Raw genomic sequence first — 21,853 nt, 5'->3', positions numbered from 1 at the left:
AGGCTGCGCGCGGCACCGCCGACGATCAGGGCTGGCCGAGGTTCGGTGCCTGGCTCTGCCTCCGCCCTTGAGCCAGGGTGTGGTCAGCCCACCTTGTGCCTCTGGAGCGGCTCCGTGTTCGCTCCGGCTCTCTGTTGCACACCGTGGAGGAAATACCTCGAGTGGGTGGCGCGCGCCCGACGGTCGCCCGGTGGCCGGCCCGCGGCGGGTCGCCCCGAGCATGCCGGCCGGGCGGGGCGCCGGGCGCGAGCGGGGCCTCACGGGACGCCGGAGCGGTCACGGGGGCGACGCCTCGCCGCTCTCTGGGCGCGTTCATTCCGGCGGTGGGACGTCGCTGGCCTCGCCGGAGCCGCCAGGCCCGCAAGGCGGCGAAGAAGACACGGTACGCCACCGAACCGGCGCGCGCCTCGCTCGGCAAACCCGCCAAGCGGCTCGGCAAGCGCGTCAAGGCCGTACAGAAGGTGCTCGGGGACCATCAGGACACCGTCGTCGCGCGGGACGCCCTGCGGCACCTGGCTCTGGCGGCGCACGCGGCAGGCGAGCCCGGTTTCACCTGGGGCCTGCTGTACGGCCAGGAGCAAGCCGTGGCCAAAGGGCGCGAACGGGAACTGCCGGCCGCGTGGGCCGATGCATCGAAACCCGGGCTGCGCAAAGCACTCGTTCACTGAGAGGTCGTTGACTTCCCGTTTGGTGGGCCGTGAGTGCTCGGCGTCGAGGGCTGCGTACCGCCGGCCGCTGCCGTTCACCGGGCGGTCGGCGTAGAGGAGCACGCCCGGCTTTGCCCAACGTGCCTCTCGCCCTGGGCAGCGTTGATGAGATCCCGCCGACCCTCGGCCGGCTCGGCGAAGGTATCGAGCGCACCCTTCGTACGCGTGTTCAGGCGAACCAGCACGCCTCCTGGAACAGCACAGCGTCCGGTAAGGCACCGCGGGCTACGTCCGGATGCGCGGGGTGTGACTGCGGGCGATGCTTGCCGAATGACCGAACGTTCCGTGATCGTTTGCCCGCCCATCAAGGGGGAGGGGCGCCAAGCGCGCGTGGACGGGCAGAACGTGGAGGCGGCCTGCAGTCTGCGTGGTTTGGCCGAGATCATGCGGCGGCCGGGCTGGGCTGGTATGGATGAGATCGATGTGGCGGACTCACCGGTCATCGAGTGGCACGGCGGCGGGCCTGAGGTGTGGTGACGGCACGCTTGAATCTCCAGCGCCAGTTTGCGCCGAGGGCAGTGTTCCGTGAGATCGATCCCCAATCATAGGGGCGTCCGTGAGAGGCGCGGAAGCCCCGCCGTCTCACGCCGTCCTCGGAGCAAGCTTCGGCCGCCACTCGTGTCCTGGTGTATCGGTTGTCCTGCTTTGCAGTGCCAGGTGGTATGCCCCCTGCTCCCCGCTTCCACGCGTCCCGGTGCAGCTTTTCGGCGTACCTGGACGACAGAACACCATCATTGCGGCATGCAGAAAATCTGTCATGGCGGGAGTAGACATTCGGAATCACGGGGGTTAATGTCTTGCCCGTAGCCAGGAAGTCAGGAAGGCGCGGCAGACACGAAACTGCCGCGCACCAGCAGGTATTGGCACGGCAGTAGAGCGGCGGGGCCGACGGAATCTCGGGGTCCTCTCGCTGACTGCCGGGCTGGGCGGCTCACAGGGGCCGCCAGCGGTACGCAGGTGCAAGGAGATGGATCAGGAAGAGGAGAAGGAGGCAGACGCCATCAGGATCGCCCGGGCAAGGACGTAGTCGGCCCGGGTACCGCAGGCCCCGGAACGGAAGGTGGTCCCACGGTCACGCATACGCGATCCCCGCACGCATCCCCCTCTCCCGGGAGAGCGAGCGGAAACAGAAGGCCGGCACCGCAGTAGGCCGGCAGATGGTGTTATCCCTCGGGGCCCTGGTGCCGTACGGCACCAGGGCCCCCCGATGCGTTCCCACGACAGAGGTGCGAATGACCGCAGAAAACTCTCTGAGTCGTCTCGATGACGACGACTACCCTGCCTACACCATGGGACGGGCCGCCGAAATGCTCGGCACCACACCCGCCTTCCTGCGGGCGCTCGGTGAAGCCCGCCTGATCACGCCCCTGCGCTCGGAGGGCGGCCACCGCCGCTACTCCCGCTACCAGTTGAAGATCGCCGCTCGCGCCCGCGAACTCGTCGACCAGGGCACTCCGGTCGAGGCCGCCTGCCGCATCGTCATCCTCGAAGACCAGCTCGAAGAGGCCCGGCGCATCAACGAAGAACACCGGGCCGGTGTCGAACCGCGCCGCACGGCGGACGCCTGACCCGCAGGCGATGGCAGCTGGCGACAGGATTCCCAGTTGGCTTCACACGGCTGTTGGCGCCCGCACAGGGCTCCGGCGGCGACATCGCCGGAGCCCCTTCACCGTAAGCCACGTCCTGAACTACGGCTGCTGTCCCCGCTTGTTCCCACCCGGAACGGTCAGGCGGCCTGGGTGAGTTCGGCGCGGCCGAACAGGAGCGTGTATCCGGACGGGAGCTGGGTGAGGATGCGGTCCAGGAGACCGGGGCCGGCCAGGCGGCCGAGGACGGCGAGGACGGCTCCGGTGTCCCAGCGCGCGACCGCGGGGGTGGCACCCGTGCGGGTGGCCAGGTCCTTGACGAAGCCCCAGCCGGTGAGCGGTTGAAGGTCGGGGATCTGGCTGGTGAACACGAGGGCGGCCTCGGAGGGGAGACAAGCGGTGAGGTCGACGCGTTCGTCGCCGGAGAGCTGACGGCCCAGGGCCCCCAGCACGGCACGCGTGACGTCCTCGGCCCGCTCCCGGGTCGGATACGCGCCTTCGTACCGGATTCTTTCCAGCATCTGGTGAAACGTCATGCCGGGTCGGGCAGTCGCCGGTTCACGCAGCGGAAGCATCGGGAGTGGTTGCCTTTCTCGTGCAAAGGCGTTGTCGCCTGTGGGAAGAGCCGGCGGGGGTGGGCGCCGGCCGGCCCTGCTGAATTGATGAGCGGGTCACGCGTTCCTGGGCTCAGGCGCGCTCGGGACGGCCGAAGAGGAGGTCGTACCCCGGGGGGAGCTGGAGCAGGATGCGGCGGGTGAGTTCCTCGCCCGCCGCATCGGCGGTCACGCTCAGTACGGCACTGACGTCCCAGGCCGCGGTCCGTTCGGTGGCTCCCTCGATCCACGCCGCGGTCGCCCGCAGGAACCGCTCCGGCGGGAGCGGCTCGGTGGCCTGCAGCGGGTTGAGAAGAACCAGGGCGAAGGTCTCCGGGAGCCGGGCGGCCAGCTCGGCCCGGACCTCACCCACCAGATGCGCGCCCAGCAGCGCCAGAACGGTACGCGCGGCCCGCTCGGCTTCCTGGGGTGTGGCGTACTCGCCGCGTTCCTGCACGTGGTCGAGGAATGCTTCCCATCGCATGGCCACCACTGCCCCCTTCACGTCGTTGTGCGATGGACGTAGGGCGGAGGACGGGACCAGAGGGGGAGATCGATGCCCGTCCTCCGCCGTCGGCGCGGCCGGGGAACTGGCTCCTCAGCCGCTGATCTGCTTGTGCTCGGACTCCCCGCCGATCGCGATCTTGCGGGGCTTGGCGCGCTCGGCGATCGGGATCCGCAGGGTCAGCACCCCCGCTTCGTAGTCGGCCGTGATGCGGTCGGTGTCCAGGGTGTCCGCCAGCACCAGCTGGCGGGAGAAGACACCCAGGGGCCGCTCGGAGAGCTCCATCTGTACGTCGTCGGCCTTCACGACCGGGCGGCGCTCGGCCTTGACGGTGAGCATGTTCCGCTCGACATCGATGTCGATCGCGTCCTTCGCGACACCGGGCAGGTCGAGGGCGATCACGTACTCCTCGCCCTCACGGTAGGCGTCCATCGGCATCGCCGAGGGCCTGGACCAGGTACCGGTCACACCCGTCAGCTGCTGAGCGAGCCGGTCGAGTTCGCGGAACGGGTCGGTGCGCATCAACATCGCGAAAACACCTCCACAGGTCTGGCAGGAACTGCCAATGCGCTTCGTCTGACACCGTTGTAACATGTCATCCAAACGATGACAAGTGAAGTGTCGTCCAAAGGGTGACAGTCCGAGAGGATCTCCATGAACGCCTCCCCCGAGCCCCGTGACCCCACCTCGTTCTTCGCCGCCGCGGCAGCGCTGAACACGATCAACGAAGCCGTCCGCACCGCCCAGACCCCCCAGACCGGAGCGCAACCGCAGGACGGACAAGCCAGTGCGGACCAGGCCCTGGCCGCGCTCCTCCTGCTGCGTGAACTGCGCGACCAACTCGCAGGATGGGAACCTGGACTGATCGAGGCAGCCCGGGCAGCAGGCTCCAGCTGGGCAGACCTCGCCCACCCCCTGGGCGTCGCCAGCCGCCAGGCCGCCGAACGCCGCTACCTGCGTGTACGCCCCGGAATACCCGGCACCACCGGCGAACAGCGCGTACAAGCCACCCGCAACCGCCGCGCCGCCGACCGCACCATCACCGCCTGGGCCCGGACCAACGCCGCCGAACTACGCCAACTCGCCGGCCAGATCACCGCCCTCACCGACCTCCCCACTCGTGCCCGCACACCCCTGGCCCGGCTCGCCGACGCCCTCGCCGACAACGACGCCGCCAACCTCATCGCCCCACTCGCCGACACCCACCCACACCTCAAGCCCAACCACCCCGACCTCGCAGCCCGCATCGCCACCATCACCCATCACGCCGACCAACTCCGCCAGACCAGCGACGCCCACCACTGAACAGCGGACGGTGATTTCGCTGCGTGATCAGCGGCTGCCTCTGATTCGCGGACTGCCGCCAGAAGTCTGTAGCCCCGGAGGGACCAGTATCGGCGGCGGTCAAGGCTTGGGTGGCGCCTCTACTGAGCAACTCCGGCACCCCAATCAATCCATAAAGGATTGAAGAACAACTTCCTGGCGTATGGGTGGGCTGCTCGGGTGCCCGTGTGTGCGATGCCGGAACTGGAGAAGCGCGCGAGGCAGGCGCACGCCCAACGGCTGGCATATCGTCATACGTCAGAGGACGGCATACTCGTTGACCGCGCTGGCGGCCAAGGGTCCCGTCCGGCCGGATCGGACTCAAGCGCATGACGTCCGACCACGCGTGCATCACCGGCATCAAGAACCAGGCCCCGCGGATGGGAAACGCTGCGCGGAACACGGAGGCTGCCGTGGCCAAGGGGATGAGCGCGGCTCCCAGCCCGGGTGACCAGGGTGACGGCGGTCGCGTAAGCCGCGACGGCGGCCGCGTGCCCGGTCGGCAACGCCCGGGTAGCGGGCCGGGGTGGAAGCCGTTGGCCGGAGGCCGACTTGGCGGCGATGCCGACGGCGGAGGCCAGGGCGAGTGAGCTGGTGGTGCGCAGGGCGCACGGCATGCTCCACGGTTGCCGGACAGGCCCATGACGGCCCCGCCGGTCAGCCACGGCAGCTGGGTGTGGGAGGAGGCGGCGCGCGAGGGCAGCCGTGCATCGAGTGCGCGGGGTGTCTCATGCCCGACTGTGTATCTGCGGCGATGCCGACCACGCGGCCGCCGGCCTACACGAACTGGTCAACGGTGCCTGCCACGTTGCCTGTTAGGCATCCGGTTCAGACGTGACCGACCAGGGGCGTCGCCCACGGGACGCGCGGTCGGCGAACGTGGAGATAGGTCCCAGGCAGCCCGCTTTCAAACAAGCTCTGTGCCACGCAACCGCGGCTGTCCCGAGGTGCTTCGCACCGGAGGCACGCCCGCGGGAGCAGCTGTCGCTGCTCTCTTGTGTGCGGTCTGCCGGCTCCCACGGTGAGTGACGCCACCGAAGTGGGAGACACGTTGCCGGACGTACGCACGCAGGGCTTGCGGAGCGCGTGACCGCTACGACGACGCGCCGGACACCGCCGCGGCGTTCCGCCGTATCGCCGCCCTGCCGGACGGCCCGGAGAGGTCCGCGCTGCGGCAGGAGGTGGTGTGCGCCTGGATGCCGATGGCGCACGGCTCGCCCGGCGCTTCCGCCATCGCGGCGGCCTGCTGTCTGTTCGGCGCTGGCCTTGTCGTAGGTGACGGCGGCTGCCCGGGGTGTGGCGTCGGGGTCGGGCATCATCGCTGCTGGCACTGACAGCCCTTTCGGGCCCTGCCGTTCACTGCGAGCGGCGGGCCCGCCGCTCCTCCCGGCTCCCCGCGGGAGGCTTCGCGCCTGTGCTGCGCCCCGTGTTTGCCGCACCCTCGGAGGCGCGACTGCTCACTCCTGGCGAGACGAGGACGAGCAGTCGCGTGTCGTCAGCCGACCTTCTGCTTCTGCTGTTCGCGGATTTCGTGGACGGTGGCGTTGAGGGTGCCGTCCTGCTGTTCGTAGTGGGAGAGGGCGAGGCCGAGGCCGAAGAAGGTAGGCGCCCATTCGCCGACGAAGAGCCCCCACCGGTCGGCGCGGTCGAGGCCGAGGCTGGGTTCGACTTTGAGTGAGGTTACCCAGGCGGCGACGCTGAGACCGATGGATGCCATGCCGGCGAGGTAGGCGTGTTCGCTGCGGATGCCCATGTCGTGCATTGATTTGATGATCACGGCGCGCTCCGTTCATTGGATGGCTTTCCCTGGACGCAGTTCCCAGACCGGCGCGCCCTATTCAAATCTTTTGAGAGATATGCCCATTACGGTGTCAGCTCGTAGGCTGGCTGTAGGGTCTCGGGCTTCGCGGCATACGCCGATGCTGTGACCTGCGGCTTCTTGCGGCGTCTCACGCTGCTTCATCTGCGGTTGTCTCAGCTCCTGGTGCATCCCCGCCAGATTCACTGAGGTCGCTGCCGCTGACCTGCGGTGTCTCACGGTCCGCTTAATAAGTGCAGTCGATATGAGGCGGGCGGTGAGATTGTGCAGCCGACCTGATGCCGCGCCGTCGACGCCGAGGAGATGAACTCCCCGCTTCGGAAACGGAACACAACCATGCCGGGCATCGCACGCCTGCACAATCTCGCCCCGCTGACCGCGGCCTTGTCGACCTCAAGATCAGTTATGGGACAGCTCTGACTAGGATCCGGCCTTCGACAGCGCCTCGAACTCGTCGTCGGTGAGCTCGATGGGCACGAGGGCCCTTCTGTCGCCGGGCGTAGACGTCGCAATCCACACCAGGCCAGAAGGCCCTCACCCATTTCAAGATCCCTCAGCCGAGACCTGCGTCACCTGTCCACAACCTCCCGGGACAGAACACCGTCCACCGGGCCCGGGAATCGGCACTGCGCGCATCGCGCGCCGGCGTGCTGCCGGCCCCCCTGGGCCGGGTGGCAGCGCGGGCCCGGGTCTTGCCGCGTTCGGCGTGTGCGCGTTGGGAGCTGGGACGCAGGACCGAGCAGTCAAGTTTGATACTTGCCTGTCCCGGCTGCTGCTGCGCGGCGGACGGAATTTCCCCCCGCGGTTGGGTGACGATCCCGTTGCGCCTAACCCCAGCGTCATCGCTGGAAGCGCATGGACTTGTACCGCGACCGTGAATCTGCCCTGATGACCGGCCCATGGCTGACGGGCGCGTACCGGCTTGAGGTCAACGTCTGGCCTGTCCGTGGCCGGGTACCGCTCATCCGCCTCGCACAAGCGCAGGCGATTCACGCCGCTTTACGAAGATCACGTCACTGAGAAAACCTCACTCGTTTGCCGGTGGAGGCGGCAATCCGAACGCGGTAACGGGGGGGAGCCGGTCTTCCGATTGCGGTGGAGTCGACACCAACCTAGCGTTCAGATCCTCAAGCCTATCGGACAAAGACGGCATAAATTCCTATGCCGTCTTCCCGTTGATGGCCTCGAATGGAGGATTCATGTCGGCGATGACCGGTACTCAACCCATGCAGCAGGCCGGCCCGCAGATGGGTGGTCAGCAGCAGCTCGCCCAGGTGGTCCAGCAGGTGATCCAGCAGGCCTGTCAGCAGGCGAGCCAGGAGGTCGCGCAGCGAGTGGAGCAGACCTTCCACCAGATCCAGCAGATCCAGCAGCAGCTCCAGCAGCAGGGCACGGCCCAGCAGGCGCACCCATACCTCGCTCTCGCGCTGCACCGCTCGCTGCACACCGGCATCCAGCATGCGGTGGAGCAGTCCGTGCAGCAGGCGCTGCCGACAGCGATCGTGGCGCTGCTCCAGCAGGGCGGCGGGTTCGGCCAACAAGGCCAGCAGGGCGGCGGGTTCGGCCAACAAGGCCAGCAGCCGTTCGGTATCGGCTGACGCCTGGGCGGCGTGATGCGGTGTGCCCGGAACAGTTCCCGGGCACACCGCATCACCGTGGAAGCGCGAGCCTCCCCCTGTCGCCTCTGTGAACGCGCGAGCCGTCACCGGTGCTCTGCACGGGTGTCTTTCGGATCTCTTGCCTGCGCGCGCGGTGTCCGGGGTCGTGCGGTGATGCGGCGGCTATGCGGTGAGGTGGTCGTGCTGTGCGGGACTTCCGGCCGCGTAGTGGACGTACTCGCGTTCCAGTCTGAAGCCAGCGGTCCAGGCGAGCAGGCGGCTGGGGCGGTTGTCGCTGGAGCAGGACCAGCTCGGGGTGTGGCCGCGGGCCGCGATGTCCGTGCACAGGGCGGTGACGCAGGCGACGGCGAGGCGTTCGCGCCGGTGCTCGGGGACCGTGACGCAGGCGATGTCCTCGTACGTGCTGCTCAGGAAGTAGGCGCAGGCGATGGCGAGGACGCGGTCCTTGTGGAAGGCGGCCCAGCCGAGGCCGGAGGCCGCGAGCGCGGTCGGTCCGCCCCATGTGCCGTGGATCCAGGCCGCGTCGGTGCCGAGTTCGGCGAGGGCCGGGGCGTGCTCGGGTGCCAGCCGTCGCACCGTCACGCCCCACGGGAGACGGGGTGTCGAGGAGGGCGTCGTGCGCTGTACGTACACCATGCGCTCCCACGGGGTGACCTGGTCGAAGGTGGTGGCGAGGGCGGGGAGGAAGCGGTCGGGCGCGTCGATGTAGCAGTCGGCCAGCGGCGTGAGATCCCCGGTGGTGAGGGCGTCCGGGTCACCGCGCAGCAGGGCGTGGTCGGCGCAGCGTATGGCGACGGTGCGTGGGTGTACCGCCCGGTCGGCCCACCATTGCCCGGTTCCGGTGGCCAGGGCGTGCTCGGCGAGGGTGGCGGGGCCGGGTGCCGCGGCGGGGAACCATCGGGAGAGGGCGGGAAGTTGGTCGGGGAGGAGCTGGATCACGAGGTCACCCTTCACTGGTAATGGGGCGACCCCGGTGTGTGGTGGGGTCGCCCCTGGGGCTCAGCGCTGACCGGCCTTGCGGCCGTGGTTCGCCTTCTTCTTGCGGCGGGCCCTCTTCTTGCGGGCGCGCTTCGACATGGGCATCAACTCCATCGTGTGGAAGGGAAGTCAGGGAAGTTCAAGCGGCGCGGCCGATGAGCAGGTCGGCGAGTTTGTTGAGGCGCTTGATCGTGCGGTCCTCGGTGGCGGCCGGGGCTGGTTCGACGCGCTCGGCGCGGTCGTAGTACGCGCCGTTGACGATCTCGATGGCCGGGTCGCAGAGGCGGACCACGTTCGTCGCGCCCTCGGCTGGCGTGACGCCTTCGTGCGCGTACAGGGGCATCAGCGCCGTGTCGCAGATACCGGGGTGGACGGAGACCGCGGTGACGCGCGGGTCGGCGGCGAAGACGGTGAGCGCCAGCTGCGACTGGGCGTACGCGGCGAGCCGGGAGTAGCGGCGGGCGCGGTTCGGGTCGTTCCACTGGATGTTCGCGGTGCGGTGCAGGGACGACGAGACGTTGACGACTCGGCCGCCGGGGTCGCTGGTGAGCGCGGGTTCCAGCAGGCATGTCAGGAGGTAGTGGGCGAGGAAGTTGACCTGGAAGGCGATCTCGTTGCCGTCCGTGGTGACGGTGTGCCGCTCAGGTGCCGCGATGCCCGCGTTGTTGACGAGGACGTCGAGGTGCGGGTGCTCGGCGACGACCTTGTGAGCGAGTGCCTCGACCTCGTCGAGACGGGTGAAGTCGGCTGCATACGTGCACAGTCGGTCCGTGTCGACGCCGGCGATGGCGACGAGACGGTCGGCGGCGGCGCGCGCCTCCTCGGCGGTACGGCCGTGCAGCAGCACGATGGCACCGCGCTCGGCGAGTTGCCGGGAGGTCTCGTAACCGATGCCGGAGGTGGCGCCGGTGACGAGGACGGTACGGGAGGAAAGGGTGGAGTCGGGCATGGCTCATCCAGGGGTACGAGCACGCGCACAGCCCCGGCGAGGGGGCGGCGCACGTGCGGGCAGGTGAGGAGGAAAAGGGGCGCCGGATCGGATCACGACGCCCCTCGGTTCACGGAAAAGCGCGTCAGAAGGACGCGGGCGTTTCCCGGCAGCGCGGCGCACGACGGAGCGGCCGAGCGGGACTCGGCGGCCGGTCGAAGAGGAGCCAGGCGCTGTTCACAGGCTCCATCGAAACGGTTCCGCACGCTCCGGACAAGCCGGAACCCCGTTCTCTGATGTGCTTCTGACGTGCGCATACGTGTCCTTGACGGCCGGGGCGCGGGAGCGTGCGCGGTTCAGCCAAGACCCGGCACCCCGGAGATCAGCAGGTCGATCAGCTTGATACCGACGAAGGGCAGGACCAGCCCGCCGAGGCCGTACAGCATGAGGTTGCGCCGCAGCAGGTCGTGCGCCGAAGACGGCGTGTAGCGCACGCCCCGCAGTGCGAGCGGGATCAGCGCGACGATGATGAGCGCGTTGAAGATGATTGCCGAGGTGATCGCGGAGGTGGGGCTGTGCAGGCCCATGATGTTGAGCGACTTCAGACCCGGGTAGGCGCCCGCGAACATCGCCGGGATGATCGCGAAGTACTTCGCCACGTCGTTCGTGATGGAGAACGTCGTCAGCGCGCCCCGCGTGATGAGCAGTTGCTTGCCGATTTCGACGATCTCGATGAGCTTCGTCGGGTTGGAGTCCAGGTCGACCATGTTCCCGGCCTCCTTGGCGGCCGAGGTGCCGGTGTTCATGGCCACACCGACATCGGCCTGCGCCAGCGCCGGCGCGTCGTTCGTGCCGTCCCCGGTCATCGCGACAAGCTTGCCGCCCTCCTGTTCCCGTTTGATCAGCGCGAGCTTGTCCTCGGGTGTCGCCTCGGCCAAGTAGTCGTCCACGCCTGCCTCTTCGGCGATGGCGCGGGCGGTGAGCGGGTTGTCGCCGGTGATCATCACCGTGCGGATGCCCATGCGGCGCAGCTCGGCGAAGCGCTCGCGGATGCCGTCCTTGACGACGTCTTTCAGATGGATCAGGCCCAGTACCCGCGGCCCGTTCCAGTCGTGCACGGCCACCAGGAGTGGAGTGCCTCCCGAGGCGGCCACGGAATCCGCTGACCAGCGTGCCTCGGGCGGGACGTGGCCGCCGTACATCTGCACCCACTCGATCACCTGCTGGGCGGCACCCTTGCGGATCGCGCACACCGCGCCGTTGTCCCAGCGCAGGTCGACGCCGCTCATCCGGGTCTGCGCGCTGAACTTCACCCACCGGGCATGGCTCAGCTCGCCCTCGGCGGGAGCCCGTAGCCCGTACCGGTCTTTCGCCAGTACGACGACGGAGCGGCCCTCCGGTGTCTCGTCGGCCAGGGACGACAGCTGGGCGGCGCCGGCGAGTTGGTCTTCCGCGATGCCGGGCAGCGGGACGAAGGCGGCGGCCTCGCGGTTGCCGAGGGTGATGGTGCCGGTCTTGTCGAGGAGGAGGGTGCCCACGTCGCCTGCGGCCTCGACCGCACGGCCGGACATGGCGAGCACGTTGCGCTGGACGAGCCGGTCCATGCCCGCGATGCCGATCGCGGACAGCAGCGCGCCGATCGTCGTCGGGATGAGGGTGACGAGGAGGGCGACGAGGACGGTGGTGGACTGGGCGGCGTCGGCGTACTCGGCCATCGGCTGGAGGGTGACGACGACCAGGACGAAGATGATCGTGAGCGCGGCGAGCAGGATGTTCAGCGCGATCTCGTTCGGGGTCTTCTGCCGGGAAGCGCCTTCGACGAGCGCGATCATCCGGTCGAGGAAGGAGTGTCCCGGGCGGGCGCTGACGCGGACGACGATGTGGTCGGAGAGGACGGTCGTGCCGCCGGTGACGCCGCTGCGGTCGCCGCCCGACTCGCGGATGACGGGCGCGGATTCCCCTGTGACCGCGGATTCGTCGACGGCCGCGACGCCGTCGATGACATCGCCGTCTGCGGGGATGAGTTCGCCCGCCTCGACCAGGACGACGTCGAGCGGTTTGAGGTCGGTGGCGGCCACGGCCTCCGTCTCGGCGTGCCGCAGGTCGGCTCCGTAGTTCCAGTGGCGCAGGCGTAGCGCGACCGTGTCCGTACGGGCTCTGCGCAGCGACTCGGCCTGTGCCTTGCCGCGGCCTTCGGCGACGGCCTCGGCGAGGTTGGCGAAGATCACCGTCAGCCACAGCCAGGCACTGATGACCCAGGTGAAGACGGCGGGGTGGAGTACCGCGGACAGGGTCGTGAGGACGGCTCCCACAGAGACGACGAACAACACCGGGTTCTTCACCAGGACCCGCGGGTGCAGTTTGCGCAGCGCCTCGGGGAACGACTGCACGAGCTGGGCGGGTTCGAACAGCCCGCTCGGCGCCCGGCGTTTCGTCTCTCCCCCCGATCCGGGGGCGCGCTGAAGGCGGGACGGCGGGGCCTGATGGGGAGCGGCGGGAATCATCGGGACCTTCGAGCCTCGGTGGGGAACCGGCCCGAGCGCACCGGGGCACGCCGACGACCGGTCGAGCTGACACGGGAACTGGTGGCCGCCGGGCTCTGCGGTACCGGGGTTCCCGGCACCGCAGAGCTGCGCACGGACATCGGCGGCGCGATGACGACGAGAACGCCGCCGCGTGCTCGGCCGCCGGGAGGCCATTCGTACGCCTTCGGGGAGGAAGGCGTACGAGGATGCTTCCGGGGCGAAGCCGTCATGTCACTGACGTCCGAAGCCTCTCCGGCGACCGAGGGGAAATCTAGTCCGGCCGCACCTTCGAAATGCCCGGCCGCGCGCGGAATTTGCGCCTCTCTTACGGCCGGCCGGAGGGCGACGTCAAGGCGTCGTCAAGGTCACCTGAGAAAGCGTCAGGAGATCATCAACGGACGACGCCGTTGGCCGAAACCGGTCCCAGACTGAGCGACACGGGGGACACGGGCGACCGTCCGTGGCGTGACGTCGGAGGGCTTGTGGCCTCCCCCAGGTTCTCGGCTTCGCTGAACAGGGGGACTCCCATGGCCGTCACCACGCGCCGTCCTGAGGCGGGGGCCGGGACCGGCGCACAGCCACACCCCGGACCGGTCGTCCGGCCCGGGGGTGGACCCGGCCTGCGGCCCGGAGGGGGGCCGCGGCCGGGTGTCCCGGGGCGTCGTCGCCTCCGTCGCGAGGCCGTGGCCGCGTGGGCCGCTCTGCGCCGCCGCTACTGGGCTTCCCTGCCCGGGCGGCTGCGTCTCCTGCGCGTGGCCACGGTCTCGCTCGCCGCGGCCCTGGTCCTGCTGTTCGCGCTGGCCGGACTCGCCGCGGCCAGCACCTGGGACAGCGTCGCCGACAGTGACGCGCCGCGCACCACCAGCGCCGCCGACCTCGACCTCGCCCTGAACGACATGGACGCGCAGGCCGCTAACATCCTGCTGTCCAGCGGGAATGCGGGCCAAGGGCGCCTGGCGACGCCGTATGCGAAGGCGGTCGGGTTCTACGGGGACGCGCGCCGCACCATCGGCCACGATCTGCGCACGCTCGCCGTCGCCGCCCAGGGCGACCGCACCGACGAGCACACCGTGGAGTCCCTGACCGACGACTTCGCCGAGTACCAGGAGCTGATAGGACGCGCCCTGGAGAACGACGCCCGCACCGGCGGCAAACCGGCCGCACTCGCGGACTACCGCAAGGCCACCGACCTGCTGCAGAACCACCTCCTGCCAGGCGCACGGAAGTTGGTGGACTCCAACAACAGTGCGTTCAACGCGCGGTATGCACAAGCCCGTTCGACCCTGGCGACCCAGCTCGTTGTCGCCGTCGTCCTCGGCGTACTGCTCCTCGTCTCGCTCGGCGTCCTCCAGTGGTACCTGGCGCGCCGTTTCCACCGGATCCTCAACCCCGGCGTCCTGGCCGCCACGGTCTGCGCGGTGCTCGCCGTCTTCCTCGGTGTCCAGGCGCTGTCGGCCACCGCTGAGCACCTGCGCGGGGCACGGCGTGATGCGTTCGACTCCGTCGTGGCGCTCTCCCGCGCCCGCGCGATCGCCTACGACGGGAATGCCGACGAGAGCCGCTATCTCCTCGACCCCGAGCGCCGGGACCAGTACGCGCAGAGCTTCCTCACCAAGTCGCAGGAGCTGTATGGGATCAAGGGCGCGACCCTCGCGACGTACGACGACGAGCTGGCCACGACGTGGCAGTCGTACCGCTCCGACCACGGCGACCTGCGCTTCACCGGCGAGTTCCGGCGAGAACTCGACAACATCACCTTCGCCGGCGAGCGGGACGCGGCGGAGCAGACGGTTGAGACGTACGCCGTGTACGAGCGCGACGACCGCAAGATCCGCGCCCTGCTCGCGCAGGGCAAGGAACGCGAGGCCGTCGCGTTCTGTATGGGCTGGGAGGCGGGCACGTCCAACGCGCACTTCGGGGCGTGGATGACGACGCTGGACCAGGTCACCGACATCAACCGCCGGCACTTCACCGCCTCGGTCCAGGCCGGCCGCTCCGCCGTGGCGGATCTGCTGCCGGGGGCCCTGGGAGCCCTGGTCTCGGTGGCAGCGCTCACCGCCCTCGGGCTGCGGCCGCGGCTCGCCGAGTTCCGCTGAGGCGCGCGGAGCGCTCGGCGCTGACGTATGGATACGCCTTGACGGGCTGCCCCACGATTGGTTTTGAGGTGTGCCGGCCTGAGGACTGCCGGTGCCTGGCCTCAATCGCGGGGTGGCCCGTAAGGGCTCGCAGAGAATCAACATGTTGCCTCCCGTGATTCGGTTCGTTGGCGTGGTATGCGCATCCCCGATGAGATTCGTGTTCAACTCGCGGTGAAGTTTGAGGTGTTGTTCCCTCACCTGGACGAGCGGCAGCAGCGTCTGCTGATGGGAGCCGAGGCCCGTCTCCTGGGCCACGGTGGGATCCGGGCCGTTGCTCGGGCAGCCGACGCCAGCGAGACGACGGTCCGGAAGGGGGTGGATGAGCTGGAGGCGGGAGTAGAGCCGCTGGGGCGGGTCCGCCGGCCCGGTGGCGGCCGGAAGAAGGCCGCTGACCTTGATGCGGGGCTGCGGCCCGCGCTGCTGGCCCTGGTCGAGCCGGACATGCGCGGGGACCCGATGTCGCCGCTGCGGTGGACGACCAAGTCGACCCGGAACCTGGCCGCCGAGCTGACCCGCCAGGGGCACAGGGTCAGCGCCGACACGGTCGGTGACCTGCTGCGGGAGGAGGGCTTCAGCCTGCAGGCCAACTCCAAGACCCTGGAGGGCAAGCAGCACCCGGACCGGGATGCCCAGTTCCACTACATCAACGAGCAGGCCAAGGACCACATCGGCGCCGGGGACCCGGTGGTCAGCGTGGACAGCAAGAAGAAGGAGATGGTCGGCGAGTACAAGAACGCGGGGCGTGAGTGGCAGCCCACGGGCGATCCAGTGAAGGTCAAGACGCATGACTTCCTGGACCGGGAGGGGCCCGGCAAGGCGATCCCGTACGGGATTTACGACATCGCCGGGAACTCCGGCTGGGTCAGTGTCGGCACCGACCACGACACCGCCGCTTTCGCGGTCGCCTCGATCCGCCGCTGGTGGCGCGGGGCCGGACAGGGCGACTACCCTCACGCCCGGCGTCTGCTCATCACCGCCGACGCCGGAGGCTCCAACGGCTACCGCACCCGGGCGTGGAAGACCGAACTTGCCGCCCTGGCCGCCGAGACTGGCCTTGAAATCACCGTCTGTCACCTACCTCCGGGCACGTCGAAGTGGAATCGGATTGAGCACCGGCTGTTCTCCCACATCTCCATGAACTGGCGCGGCAGGCCCCTGACCAGCCATGAAGTCATTCTGCAGTCCATTGCGGCGACCACCACCCGCACCGGACTGACGGTCCGCGCCGAACTCGACACCGGCGCCTACCCCACCGGAGTGAAAGTCGACGACGCCCAGGTCGACGCGCTGGCGATGACCCGCCACCGCTTCCACGGCGACTGGAACTACACGCTCGACGCCCAGCAGCGCGGCCCCACAACCACCGGCACTCCACACGGAGCGGAACCGCGGCAATGGGGTGCCCGCCAGCACGCCCGGCTCACCGACCCGGAACTCACCGGCCTCACCCGCGCACAACTGGACGCCCTGATCAGCAGGTTGGCGCCAATCCAGGCCGCCCAGCGGGAACACCAGCGCCGTCACCGACGCGGCCACGAACGACAGCGGGCCCCCGGGGCGGGCCCCAGGCAGGCGTTCACTGACCCCGACCGGATCCTGGCCACCGTCCTCTATCAGCGCGGCTGCTTCACCCACGCCCTCCTCGGCGCACTCTTCGAGACCAGCTCGCAAACCATCACCCGCACAATCCAGGAGACCCAACCCCTCCTGGACCAGCACGAATACACCGTCCCCCGCTCCACAGCACGATTCACCACCCCCGCAGACGTGGCCGCCTACCTCGACGCCTACGGCACCGAATCCCCGGACAACATCAAACACGCATGTTGATTCTCTGCGAGCCCTAAGCGTCCGCGAGTCGGGCCTCCTCCAGGTCCAGCGAGCGTTGCAGGCGGCGGCGGGTCGTGTCGCTGATGCGGTGCTGGTCGTAGAGGCGCTGGAGCTCGGTCTCCTCGACCGTGATCAGATCGCGTCGTAGCTGGCGGTAGGTGAGGTCGGCGGATTCCGTCGGAGTGCCGTCGCCGTAGGCCTGCCCGAGGCGATCGCTCGCGTCGTCGAGGCGGGCCGTCAGGCCGCGGCGGAGCCGGTCGAGGACGACGTCGGGAACGGCTTCCAGTTCGGAGATCTCGTCCAGACGGCTCAGGCCCGCGCTCGCCAGGCTGCAGCGGGCCTGAGCCTCCTCGCGTTCGGTGTGGTCGGGTTCGAGGGCGATGCCCGAGCGGCGTACGACGGGAGCCAGTGTGAAGCCCTGGACGACGAGCGTGACGACCACCACCGAGGTGGTCAGGACGAGGACCAGCGGGCGTTCCGTGAGTGTGGCCCCATCCTTCATGGTCACTGGGATGGACAGGGCGGCTGCGAGGGGGACCACACCCCGGGTACCCGCCCAGGTCAGTACGACCGGCACTCGCCAGTTCATGCGCTGGATCCCGCCCTTGCGCTGCACCACCGCGGACAGCGGCGCCAGCCACAGCAGGCGCATGGTGATCAGCGTGGCGGCGACGGCGAGCGCGTACAGCGGCCAGGCCCGGCTGCCGTCGGACAGGGCCCGCACCTGGGCCGGCAGAGCCAATCCGATGAGCGAGAACACCACGCTCTCCAGCAGGAAGACCACCGTGCCGTAGACGGCGTGCAGCTGGAGGCGGATGCGGGCGTTGGTGAGGCGGTCGCCCCGGCCGCCCAGGACGACTCCGGCCACCACGACCGAGGTGACACCCGAGGCGTGCACGGCCTCGGCCAGGACGTACGCCGTGTACGGGGTGACGAGGGCGATCACGGTCTCCAGGACCGGGTCCTCCGTACGCCGCCGGATCAGCGTCACCACGCCGGCAACCGCGGCACCGATGACCATGCCGCCACCGGCCAGCAGCGCGAACTCACCCGCTGCCGCACCCCATCCGGCCGCTGCCGATGCCACGGCGACGCTCACCGCGACCCGAAAGAGGACGAGGGAGGTCGCGTCGTTGAAGAGGCTCTCGGCCTGGACCAGCACCTGCACCTTGGGCGGCAGCGCCAGCCGTCTGCCGAGCGCGGTCACCGCCACCGGGTCGGTGCTCGCCAGCACAGCGCCGAGCACGAACGCCATCTGCCATGACAAGGGCGTGACCAGGGAGGCGACCGCCCCGACCGCGGCAGCCGAGGCCAGGACCAGACCTATCGACAGCACTCCGACCGGTTTCCACACGGCGCGCAGTTCGCGCCAGGGCAGTTCTTCGGCGCTTGCGTACAGGAGTGGTGGCAGTACGACGAGGCCGATGATCTCGGGGCTGATCTGGATCTCAGGGGTGCCCGGCAACAGTGCGACGGCGAGGCCCGCGACCACGAGCAGGGAGGGCGCGGGGATCCGCCAACGGCGCGCGAAGGTCGCCACCACGGTGGCGAGCACCACGAGAGCCAGTACTGTCCCTACGCCACGCATGCCGTCTCCTTGGCCATGAGAAGGAGACCTTGTGGCTCCCTGCCGACCAGACTTCCCGGCACACCGCTTTCACCCTATCGGGCCAGGGCCCGTCAAAGCAGTGTCAACGTCCACGTGACCGGCGCCAAAGTTGCGTCAAGAAGCGTGCCGAGCGGCTCGGACAAGCGCTTCGGTAGGGGAAGTAACCCTTCCCCCTGGGGAATTGATCGCCAGTGAGCGGAGCGCGTCGGCTGCGATGAGTGACGTACGGACCGATATGAGTGACGTACGGACCGGCAGGGGTGAGGTGCGGCCCCTTGAGGGCGACGTAGCCTCCGGTGCGGGTGACGTACGGCAGGGTCGGCTGAAGGTCTACCTGGGGGCGGCCCCGGGGGTCGGCAAGACCTACCGCATGCTCGACGAGGCGCGCCGCCGGGCGGCGCGCGGCGCGGATGTGGTGGTGGGGTTCGTGGAGTGCCACGGGCGGCCGGGCACGGAAGCGATGCTCGACGGCCTGGAGGTCATAGGGCGTGCGCCCTGCGCCTATCGCGGCGGGGAGTTCGAGGAGATGGACCTGGCCGCGGTCCTCGCGCGCCGGCCGCAGGTCGCGCTGGTGGACGAGATCGCCCACAGCAACGTGCCGGGCGGCGGCCGCAACGCGAAGCGCTGGCAGGACATCGAGGAACTGCTCGCGGCCGGGATCGACGTCATCACGGCCCTTAACATCCAGCACCTGGAGTCCCTCAACGACGTCGTCGAGAAGATCACGCGGGTGCCGCAGCGCGAGACGGTGCCCGACGAGGTCGTACGACGGGCCCGGCAGATCGAGCTGGTGGACATCCCGCCCGAGGGGCTGCGCCGCCGGATGGCGCACGGCAACATCTACGCCCCGGAGAAGGTGGACGCGGCGCTCGCGAACTACTTCCGGCCCGGCAATCTGACCGCGCTGCGTCAGCTGGCCCTGCTGTGGGTGGCCGACCGGGTGGACGAGGCGCTCCAGTCGTACCGCTCGGAGCACGGTATCGGCGGGGTGTGGGAGATCCGGGAGCGGGTCGTGGTCGCGCTCACCGGGGGGCCCGAGGGGGACACCCTCATCCGGCGGGCCGCCCGGATCGCCGACCGGTCCGCGGGCGGCGATCTGCTCGCCGTGCACGTGACCCGCAGCGACGGCCTCGCCGCGGGTGCCTCGCACGCCTCACTCGCCCGGCAGCGGCGGCTCATCGAGGACCTGGGCGGGAGCTACCACTCGGTCGTCGGCGACGACGTGCCCAGCGCCCTGGTGGAGTTCGCCCGCGCCGAGAACGCCACCCAGCTCGTCCTCGGCACCAGCCGCCGCGGCCGCCTCGAACGCTTCGTCACCGGGCGTGGCACCGGCGAGACGGTGGTCGAACTCTCCGGCGACATCGATATTCATATGGTCACGCACGAGCGCGCCGGCCGTGGCACGCTGCTGCCCTCGCGGCGGCGCACCCTCTCGACCGCGCGCCGGGTCGCGGGCCCGGTCGCCGGACTGCTGCTGCCCGTGGCACTCACCTTCCTGCTCGATCTCGGCTGGGCCCGGGACCGGCTCAACCTCACCAGCGAGGCGCTGCTGTTCCTGCTCACCGTGGTGGGGGTGGCCTGCATAGGCGGGGTCGTCTCGGCGGTGATCGCCTCGGTGACGGCGTCCCTGCTGCTCAACTACTGGTTCATCCCGCCCGTCGGGCAGTTCACGCTGGACGACCCGAACGCGCTGCTGGCCCTGGCGGTCTTCGCGGTGGTCGCCGCCGTCGTGGCCACGGTCGTGGACCGCTCGCTGCGCCTGTCGCGGCGCTCGGCGCGGGCCACAGCGGAGGCGGAGACCATGTCGTCGCTCGCCGGCACCATCGTGCGGGGTGGAGCGACGATCCCGGCGCTGGTGGAACGCACGCGCGAGACGTTCGGCATGGACTCGGCGGAGCTGGTGGACGATCCGCCCGGAGACGATGGCGCGACGGTCGTGCCCGCAGGGCCCGGCGCCTTCCTCGTTCTGCGCGGCCGCACCCTTCCGTCGTCCGAGCGGCGCGTGCTTGCCGCCTTCGCCGCCCATGTGGGATCCGCCGTCGAACGGGCCAGGCTCGCGGAGGCGGCCGCCGAGGTCGAACCGGTCAGGGCCGCCGACCGGATGCGTACGGCGCTGCTGCGGGCGGTCGGCCACGACCTGCGCACGCCTCTCGCGGCGGGCTGGGCCGCGGTCTCCTCGCTGCGCAGCCGGGACGTCGAGTTCTCCGACGAGGACCGGGACGAACTCCTCGCCACCGCCGATGAATCGATGGCGAAGCTCAACCGGCTGGTGGAGAACCTCCTCGACCTCAGCCGCCTCCAGGCCGGCGCCCTCACCCTCAATCTGCGCGCCACCACGTTGGAGGAGGTCCTGCCGGCCGCGCTCGCGGACACCCCCGAGGTCGAGGTGGCGGACCTGGAGGAGGTTCCTGCCGTGCTGGCCGATCCGCCCTTGCTGGAGCGGGTGATCGCCAACCTCGTGGCCAACGCCCACCGGCATAGTCCGGCCGGGCGCAAGGTGCTGCTGACCGCGAGCGCGCACGCGGGCCGCGTCGAAGTGCGGGTCGTCGACCGCGGCCCTGGCCTGCCGCCTACCGACCGCGACCGGCTCTTCGAACCCTTCCAGCGACAGGGCGACACCGACAACACCACCGGCCTCGGCCTGGGCCTGGCCCTGTCCCGGGGACTGACCGAGGCGATGGACGGCACCCTCACCCCGGAGGACACTCCCGGAGGTGGCCTGACCATGGTGTTGTCCCTGCCCTTCGCCGAGCGGGCCGAGCACCTCAGTGATACGCAGAGCGTGGGAGGCGGCGTATGAGCCCCGAGAGCGGCGTACCAGGATTTGTGAGCACCAGGACGCGGGGGCTGGGAGCCGTCGCGATGAGCGCAGGAGGTGACGGCGTGATGATCGGATATCCGATGCGGGACCGGCTCGCCCTGGGGGCGGGCCTGGTGGGCCCCTTCCTGGTGGCGCTCGTCCTCGTGCCCTTCCGTACGGATCTGTCGCGTACGAACACGGCGCTGATCCTGGTCGTGGTGGTCGTCGCGGTCGCGGCGATCGGCAGCCGTACGGCGGGGGCGCTCGCGGCGCTGTCGGCGGCGGCCTGGTTCGACTTCTTCCTCACCCGCCCGTACGAGACCTTTGACATCACCGCGTCCTCGGACATCGAGACGGCTGTCCTGCTGCTGATCGTCGGCCTGATCGTGTCCCAGCTCGCGGCCCGCGCCCGCCGCCTCGAAGTGATCACCGTGACGGACGCGGGATACCTGGCGCGGATCCACGAGACGGCCGACCTCGCCCAGTCCGCCAAGTCCTCGGACACCGTGGTCGACCACGTCCGCCGCGAGCTGACCGAGCTGCTGGGCCTGCGAGGCTGCCGCTTCGAGTACGGCACCCTCATGGGGCAGCCGCCACGCCTCGAACAGGACGGGAACGTGGCGGTCGGGCGGCGGCACTGGGATCTCGACGCGAGCGGCTGGCCGGACGGCGAGATCGAGCTGCGGACGTACGGCAACGGCCGCTACCTCGGCCGATTCATGCTCGCCCCCGGACCGGGTCCCGTACCGCCGCTCCAGGCCCGCCTGGTGGCGGTCACCCTCGCCGACCAGACGGGCGCGGCCCTCGACACGGCGGGGCCGGTGAAGGACGTCTGACGGACGCATACGGGACGGGATGACGGACGCATACGGGACGGGATGCAGACGCATACG

16 protein-coding genes and 2 pseudogenes are annotated in these 21,853 nt (G+C 69.8%); 10 read left to right on the top strand and 8 right to left on the bottom strand.

The annotated features are described in order from the left end of the window. Positions 1 to 353: 353 nt before the first annotated feature. The 3 genes and pseudogenes from OG819_RS45380 to OG819_RS45370 form a co-directional block, all read left to right on the top strand. Positions 354 to 668: pseudogene (locus OG819_RS45380) on the top strand (CHAD domain-containing protein); the annotation flags it as partial. A gap of 309 nt (positions 669 to 977) precedes the next feature. Beyond that, on the top strand, positions 978 to 1,184 hold the full coding sequence (locus tag OG819_RS45375) for a hypothetical protein (RefSeq protein WP_266655230.1): 207 nt from the start codon (positions 978 to 980) through the stop codon (positions 1,182 to 1,184). Positions 1,185 to 1,939: 755 nt separating this feature from the next. Further along, entirely contained in the window at positions 1,940 to 2,275 is a 336-nt protein-coding gene (locus OG819_RS45370; RefSeq protein WP_266630502.1) for a MerR family transcriptional regulator, read from the top strand. A gap of 158 nt (positions 2,276 to 2,433) precedes the next feature. Here OG819_RS45370 and OG819_RS45365 read toward each other — a convergent pair whose 3' ends face one another. From OG819_RS45365 to OG819_RS45355, 3 genes are all read right to left on the bottom strand, one after another. Further along, positions 2,434 to 2,868, bottom strand: coding sequence for a DUF2267 domain-containing protein (locus tag OG819_RS45365; protein ID WP_266655228.1), 435 nt, complete (start codon positions 2,866 to 2,868; stop codon positions 2,434 to 2,436). 112 nt (positions 2,869 to 2,980) lie between these two features. Beyond that, positions 2,981 to 3,370, bottom strand: a complete 390-nt coding sequence (locus OG819_RS45360; RefSeq protein WP_266630504.1) for a DUF2267 domain-containing protein — start codon at positions 3,368 to 3,370, stop codon at positions 2,981 to 2,983. A 114-nt stretch (positions 3,371 to 3,484) separates the two neighbouring features. Continuing rightward, positions 3,485 to 3,919 (bottom strand): Hsp20/alpha crystallin family protein, encoded by a 435-nt coding sequence (locus OG819_RS45355; RefSeq protein ID WP_266655226.1) that lies wholly within the window; start codon positions 3,917 to 3,919, stop codon positions 3,485 to 3,487. 126 nt (positions 3,920 to 4,045) lie between these two features. On the opposite strand from OG819_RS45355, the gene OG819_RS45350 reads away from it, so the two are divergent. Together OG819_RS45350 and OG819_RS45345 are read left to right on the top strand one after the other, a co-directional pair. Beyond that, positions 4,046 to 4,696 (top strand): type III effector protein, encoded by a 651-nt coding sequence (locus OG819_RS45350; protein ID WP_266630508.1) that lies wholly within the window; start codon positions 4,046 to 4,048, stop codon positions 4,694 to 4,696. A gap of 1,043 nt (positions 4,697 to 5,739) precedes the next feature. Next, a pseudogene (locus OG819_RS45345) lies at positions 5,740 to 5,954 on the top strand (B/F/G family RNA polymerase sigma-70 factor); the annotation flags it as partial. A 255-nt stretch (positions 5,955 to 6,209) separates the two neighbouring features. On the opposite strand, the gene OG819_RS45340 reads toward OG819_RS45345, so the two are convergent. Then, complete coding sequence (locus tag OG819_RS45340) at positions 6,210 to 6,491, bottom strand: hypothetical protein (RefSeq protein ID WP_266630510.1); 282 nt, start codon at positions 6,489 to 6,491, stop codon at positions 6,210 to 6,212. A gap of 1,250 nt (positions 6,492 to 7,741) precedes the next feature. Between OG819_RS45340 and OG819_RS45335 the strand changes: the two genes are divergently transcribed. Then, complete coding sequence (locus OG819_RS45335; protein ID WP_266655224.1) at positions 7,742 to 8,131, top strand: hypothetical protein; 390 nt, start codon at positions 7,742 to 7,744, stop codon at positions 8,129 to 8,131. 183 nt (positions 8,132 to 8,314) lie between these two features. Here the strand turns inward: OG819_RS45335 and OG819_RS45330 are convergent, their stop codons facing one another. The 3 genes from OG819_RS45330 to kdpB all read right to left on the bottom strand — a co-directional run bounded on the left by OG819_RS45330 (position 8,315) and on the right by kdpB (position 12,562). After that, positions 8,315 to 9,091 (bottom strand): GNAT family N-acetyltransferase, encoded by a 777-nt coding sequence (locus OG819_RS45330; protein WP_266630536.1) that lies wholly within the window; start codon positions 9,089 to 9,091, stop codon positions 8,315 to 8,317. A gap of 178 nt (positions 9,092 to 9,269) precedes the next feature. Next, entirely contained in the window at positions 9,270 to 10,079 is an 810-nt protein-coding gene (locus tag OG819_RS45325; RefSeq protein ID WP_266655222.1) for an SDR family NAD(P)-dependent oxidoreductase, read from the bottom strand. Between the two features lie 335 nt (positions 10,080 to 10,414). Continuing rightward, positions 10,415 to 12,562 (bottom strand): potassium-transporting ATPase subunit KdpB, encoded by a 2,148-nt coding sequence (gene kdpB / locus OG819_RS45320; protein ID WP_266655220.1) that lies wholly within the window; start codon positions 12,560 to 12,562, stop codon positions 10,415 to 10,417. A gap of 704 nt (positions 12,563 to 13,266) precedes the next feature. Here kdpB and OG819_RS45315 point away from each other — a divergent pair. After that, positions 13,267 to 14,679, top strand: a complete 1,413-nt coding sequence (locus OG819_RS45315) for a hypothetical protein (RefSeq protein WP_266655218.1) — start codon at positions 13,267 to 13,269, stop codon at positions 14,677 to 14,679. 177 nt (positions 14,680 to 14,856) lie between these two features. Continuing rightward, positions 14,857 to 16,551 (top strand): ISAzo13 family transposase, encoded by a 1,695-nt coding sequence (locus OG819_RS45310; RefSeq protein WP_266652478.1) that lies wholly within the window; start codon positions 14,857 to 14,859, stop codon positions 16,549 to 16,551. A gap of 13 nt (positions 16,552 to 16,564) precedes the next feature. Here OG819_RS45310 and OG819_RS45305 read toward each other — a convergent pair whose 3' ends face one another. Further along, complete coding sequence (locus tag OG819_RS45305; RefSeq protein WP_266655216.1) at positions 16,565 to 18,139, bottom strand: Na+/H+ antiporter; 1,575 nt, start codon at positions 18,137 to 18,139, stop codon at positions 16,565 to 16,567. 235 nt (positions 18,140 to 18,374) lie between these two features. Here OG819_RS45305 and OG819_RS45300 point away from each other — a divergent pair, with 235 nt between their 5' ends. Further along, a complete protein-coding gene (locus tag OG819_RS45300; protein ID WP_266655214.1) occupies positions 18,375 to 20,960 on the top strand; it encodes an ATP-binding protein in 2,586 nt (861 codons plus the stop codon). A gap of 62 nt (positions 20,961 to 21,022) precedes the next feature. Further along, positions 21,023 to 21,796 (top strand): DUF4118 domain-containing protein, encoded by a 774-nt coding sequence (locus OG819_RS45295; RefSeq protein WP_266655212.1) that lies wholly within the window; start codon positions 21,023 to 21,025, stop codon positions 21,794 to 21,796. Positions 21,797 to 21,853: the final 57 nt, after the last annotated feature.

Origin of the sequence: Streptomyces sp. NBC_01549, from assembly GCF_026339955.1 — a bacterium.
Lineage (GTDB): Bacteria > Actinomycetota > Actinomycetes > Streptomycetales > Streptomycetaceae > Streptomyces.
This window is presented reverse-complemented; position numbering and strand designations above follow the sequence as displayed.

Coding starts and splice junctions, on each gene's coding strand:
- OG819_RS45365 (WP_266655228.1), bottom strand. CDS start 2,868: ATGCTTCCGCTGCGTGAACCGGCGACTGCCCGACCCGGCATGACGTTT.
- OG819_RS45350 (WP_266630508.1), top strand. CDS start 4,046: ATGAACGCCTCCCCCGAGCCCCGTGACCCCACCTCGTTCTTCGCCGCC.
- OG819_RS45335 (WP_266655224.1), top strand. CDS start 7,742: ATGACCGGTACTCAACCCATGCAGCAGGCCGGCCCGCAGATGGGTGGT.
- OG819_RS45325 (WP_266655222.1), bottom strand. CDS start 10,079: ATGCCCGACTCCACCCTTTCCTCCCGTACCGTCCTCGTCACCGGCGCC.
- OG819_RS45370 (WP_266630502.1), top strand. CDS start 1,940: ATGACCGCAGAAAACTCTCTGAGTCGTCTCGATGACGACGACTACCCT.
- OG819_RS45295 (WP_266655212.1), top strand. CDS start 21,023: ATGAGCGCAGGAGGTGACGGCGTGATGATCGGATATCCGATGCGGGAC.
- OG819_RS45355 (WP_266655226.1), bottom strand. CDS start 3,919: ATGTTGATGCGCACCGACCCGTTCCGCGAACTCGACCGGCTCGCTCAG.
- OG819_RS45305 (WP_266655216.1), bottom strand. CDS start 18,139: ATGCGTGGCGTAGGGACAGTACTGGCTCTCGTGGTGCTCGCCACCGTG.
- OG819_RS45310 (WP_266652478.1), top strand. CDS start 14,857: ATGCGCATCCCCGATGAGATTCGTGTTCAACTCGCGGTGAAGTTTGAG.
- OG819_RS45300 (WP_266655214.1), top strand. CDS start 18,375: ATGAGTGACGTACGGACCGATATGAGTGACGTACGGACCGGCAGGGGT.
- kdpB (WP_266655220.1), bottom strand. CDS start 12,562: ATGATTCCCGCCGCTCCCCATCAGGCCCCGCCGTCCCGCCTTCAGCGC.
- OG819_RS45375 (WP_266655230.1), top strand. CDS start 978: ATGACCGAACGTTCCGTGATCGTTTGCCCGCCCATCAAGGGGGAGGGG.
- OG819_RS45360 (WP_266630504.1), bottom strand. CDS start 3,370: ATGCGATGGGAAGCATTCCTCGACCACGTGCAGGAACGCGGCGAGTAC.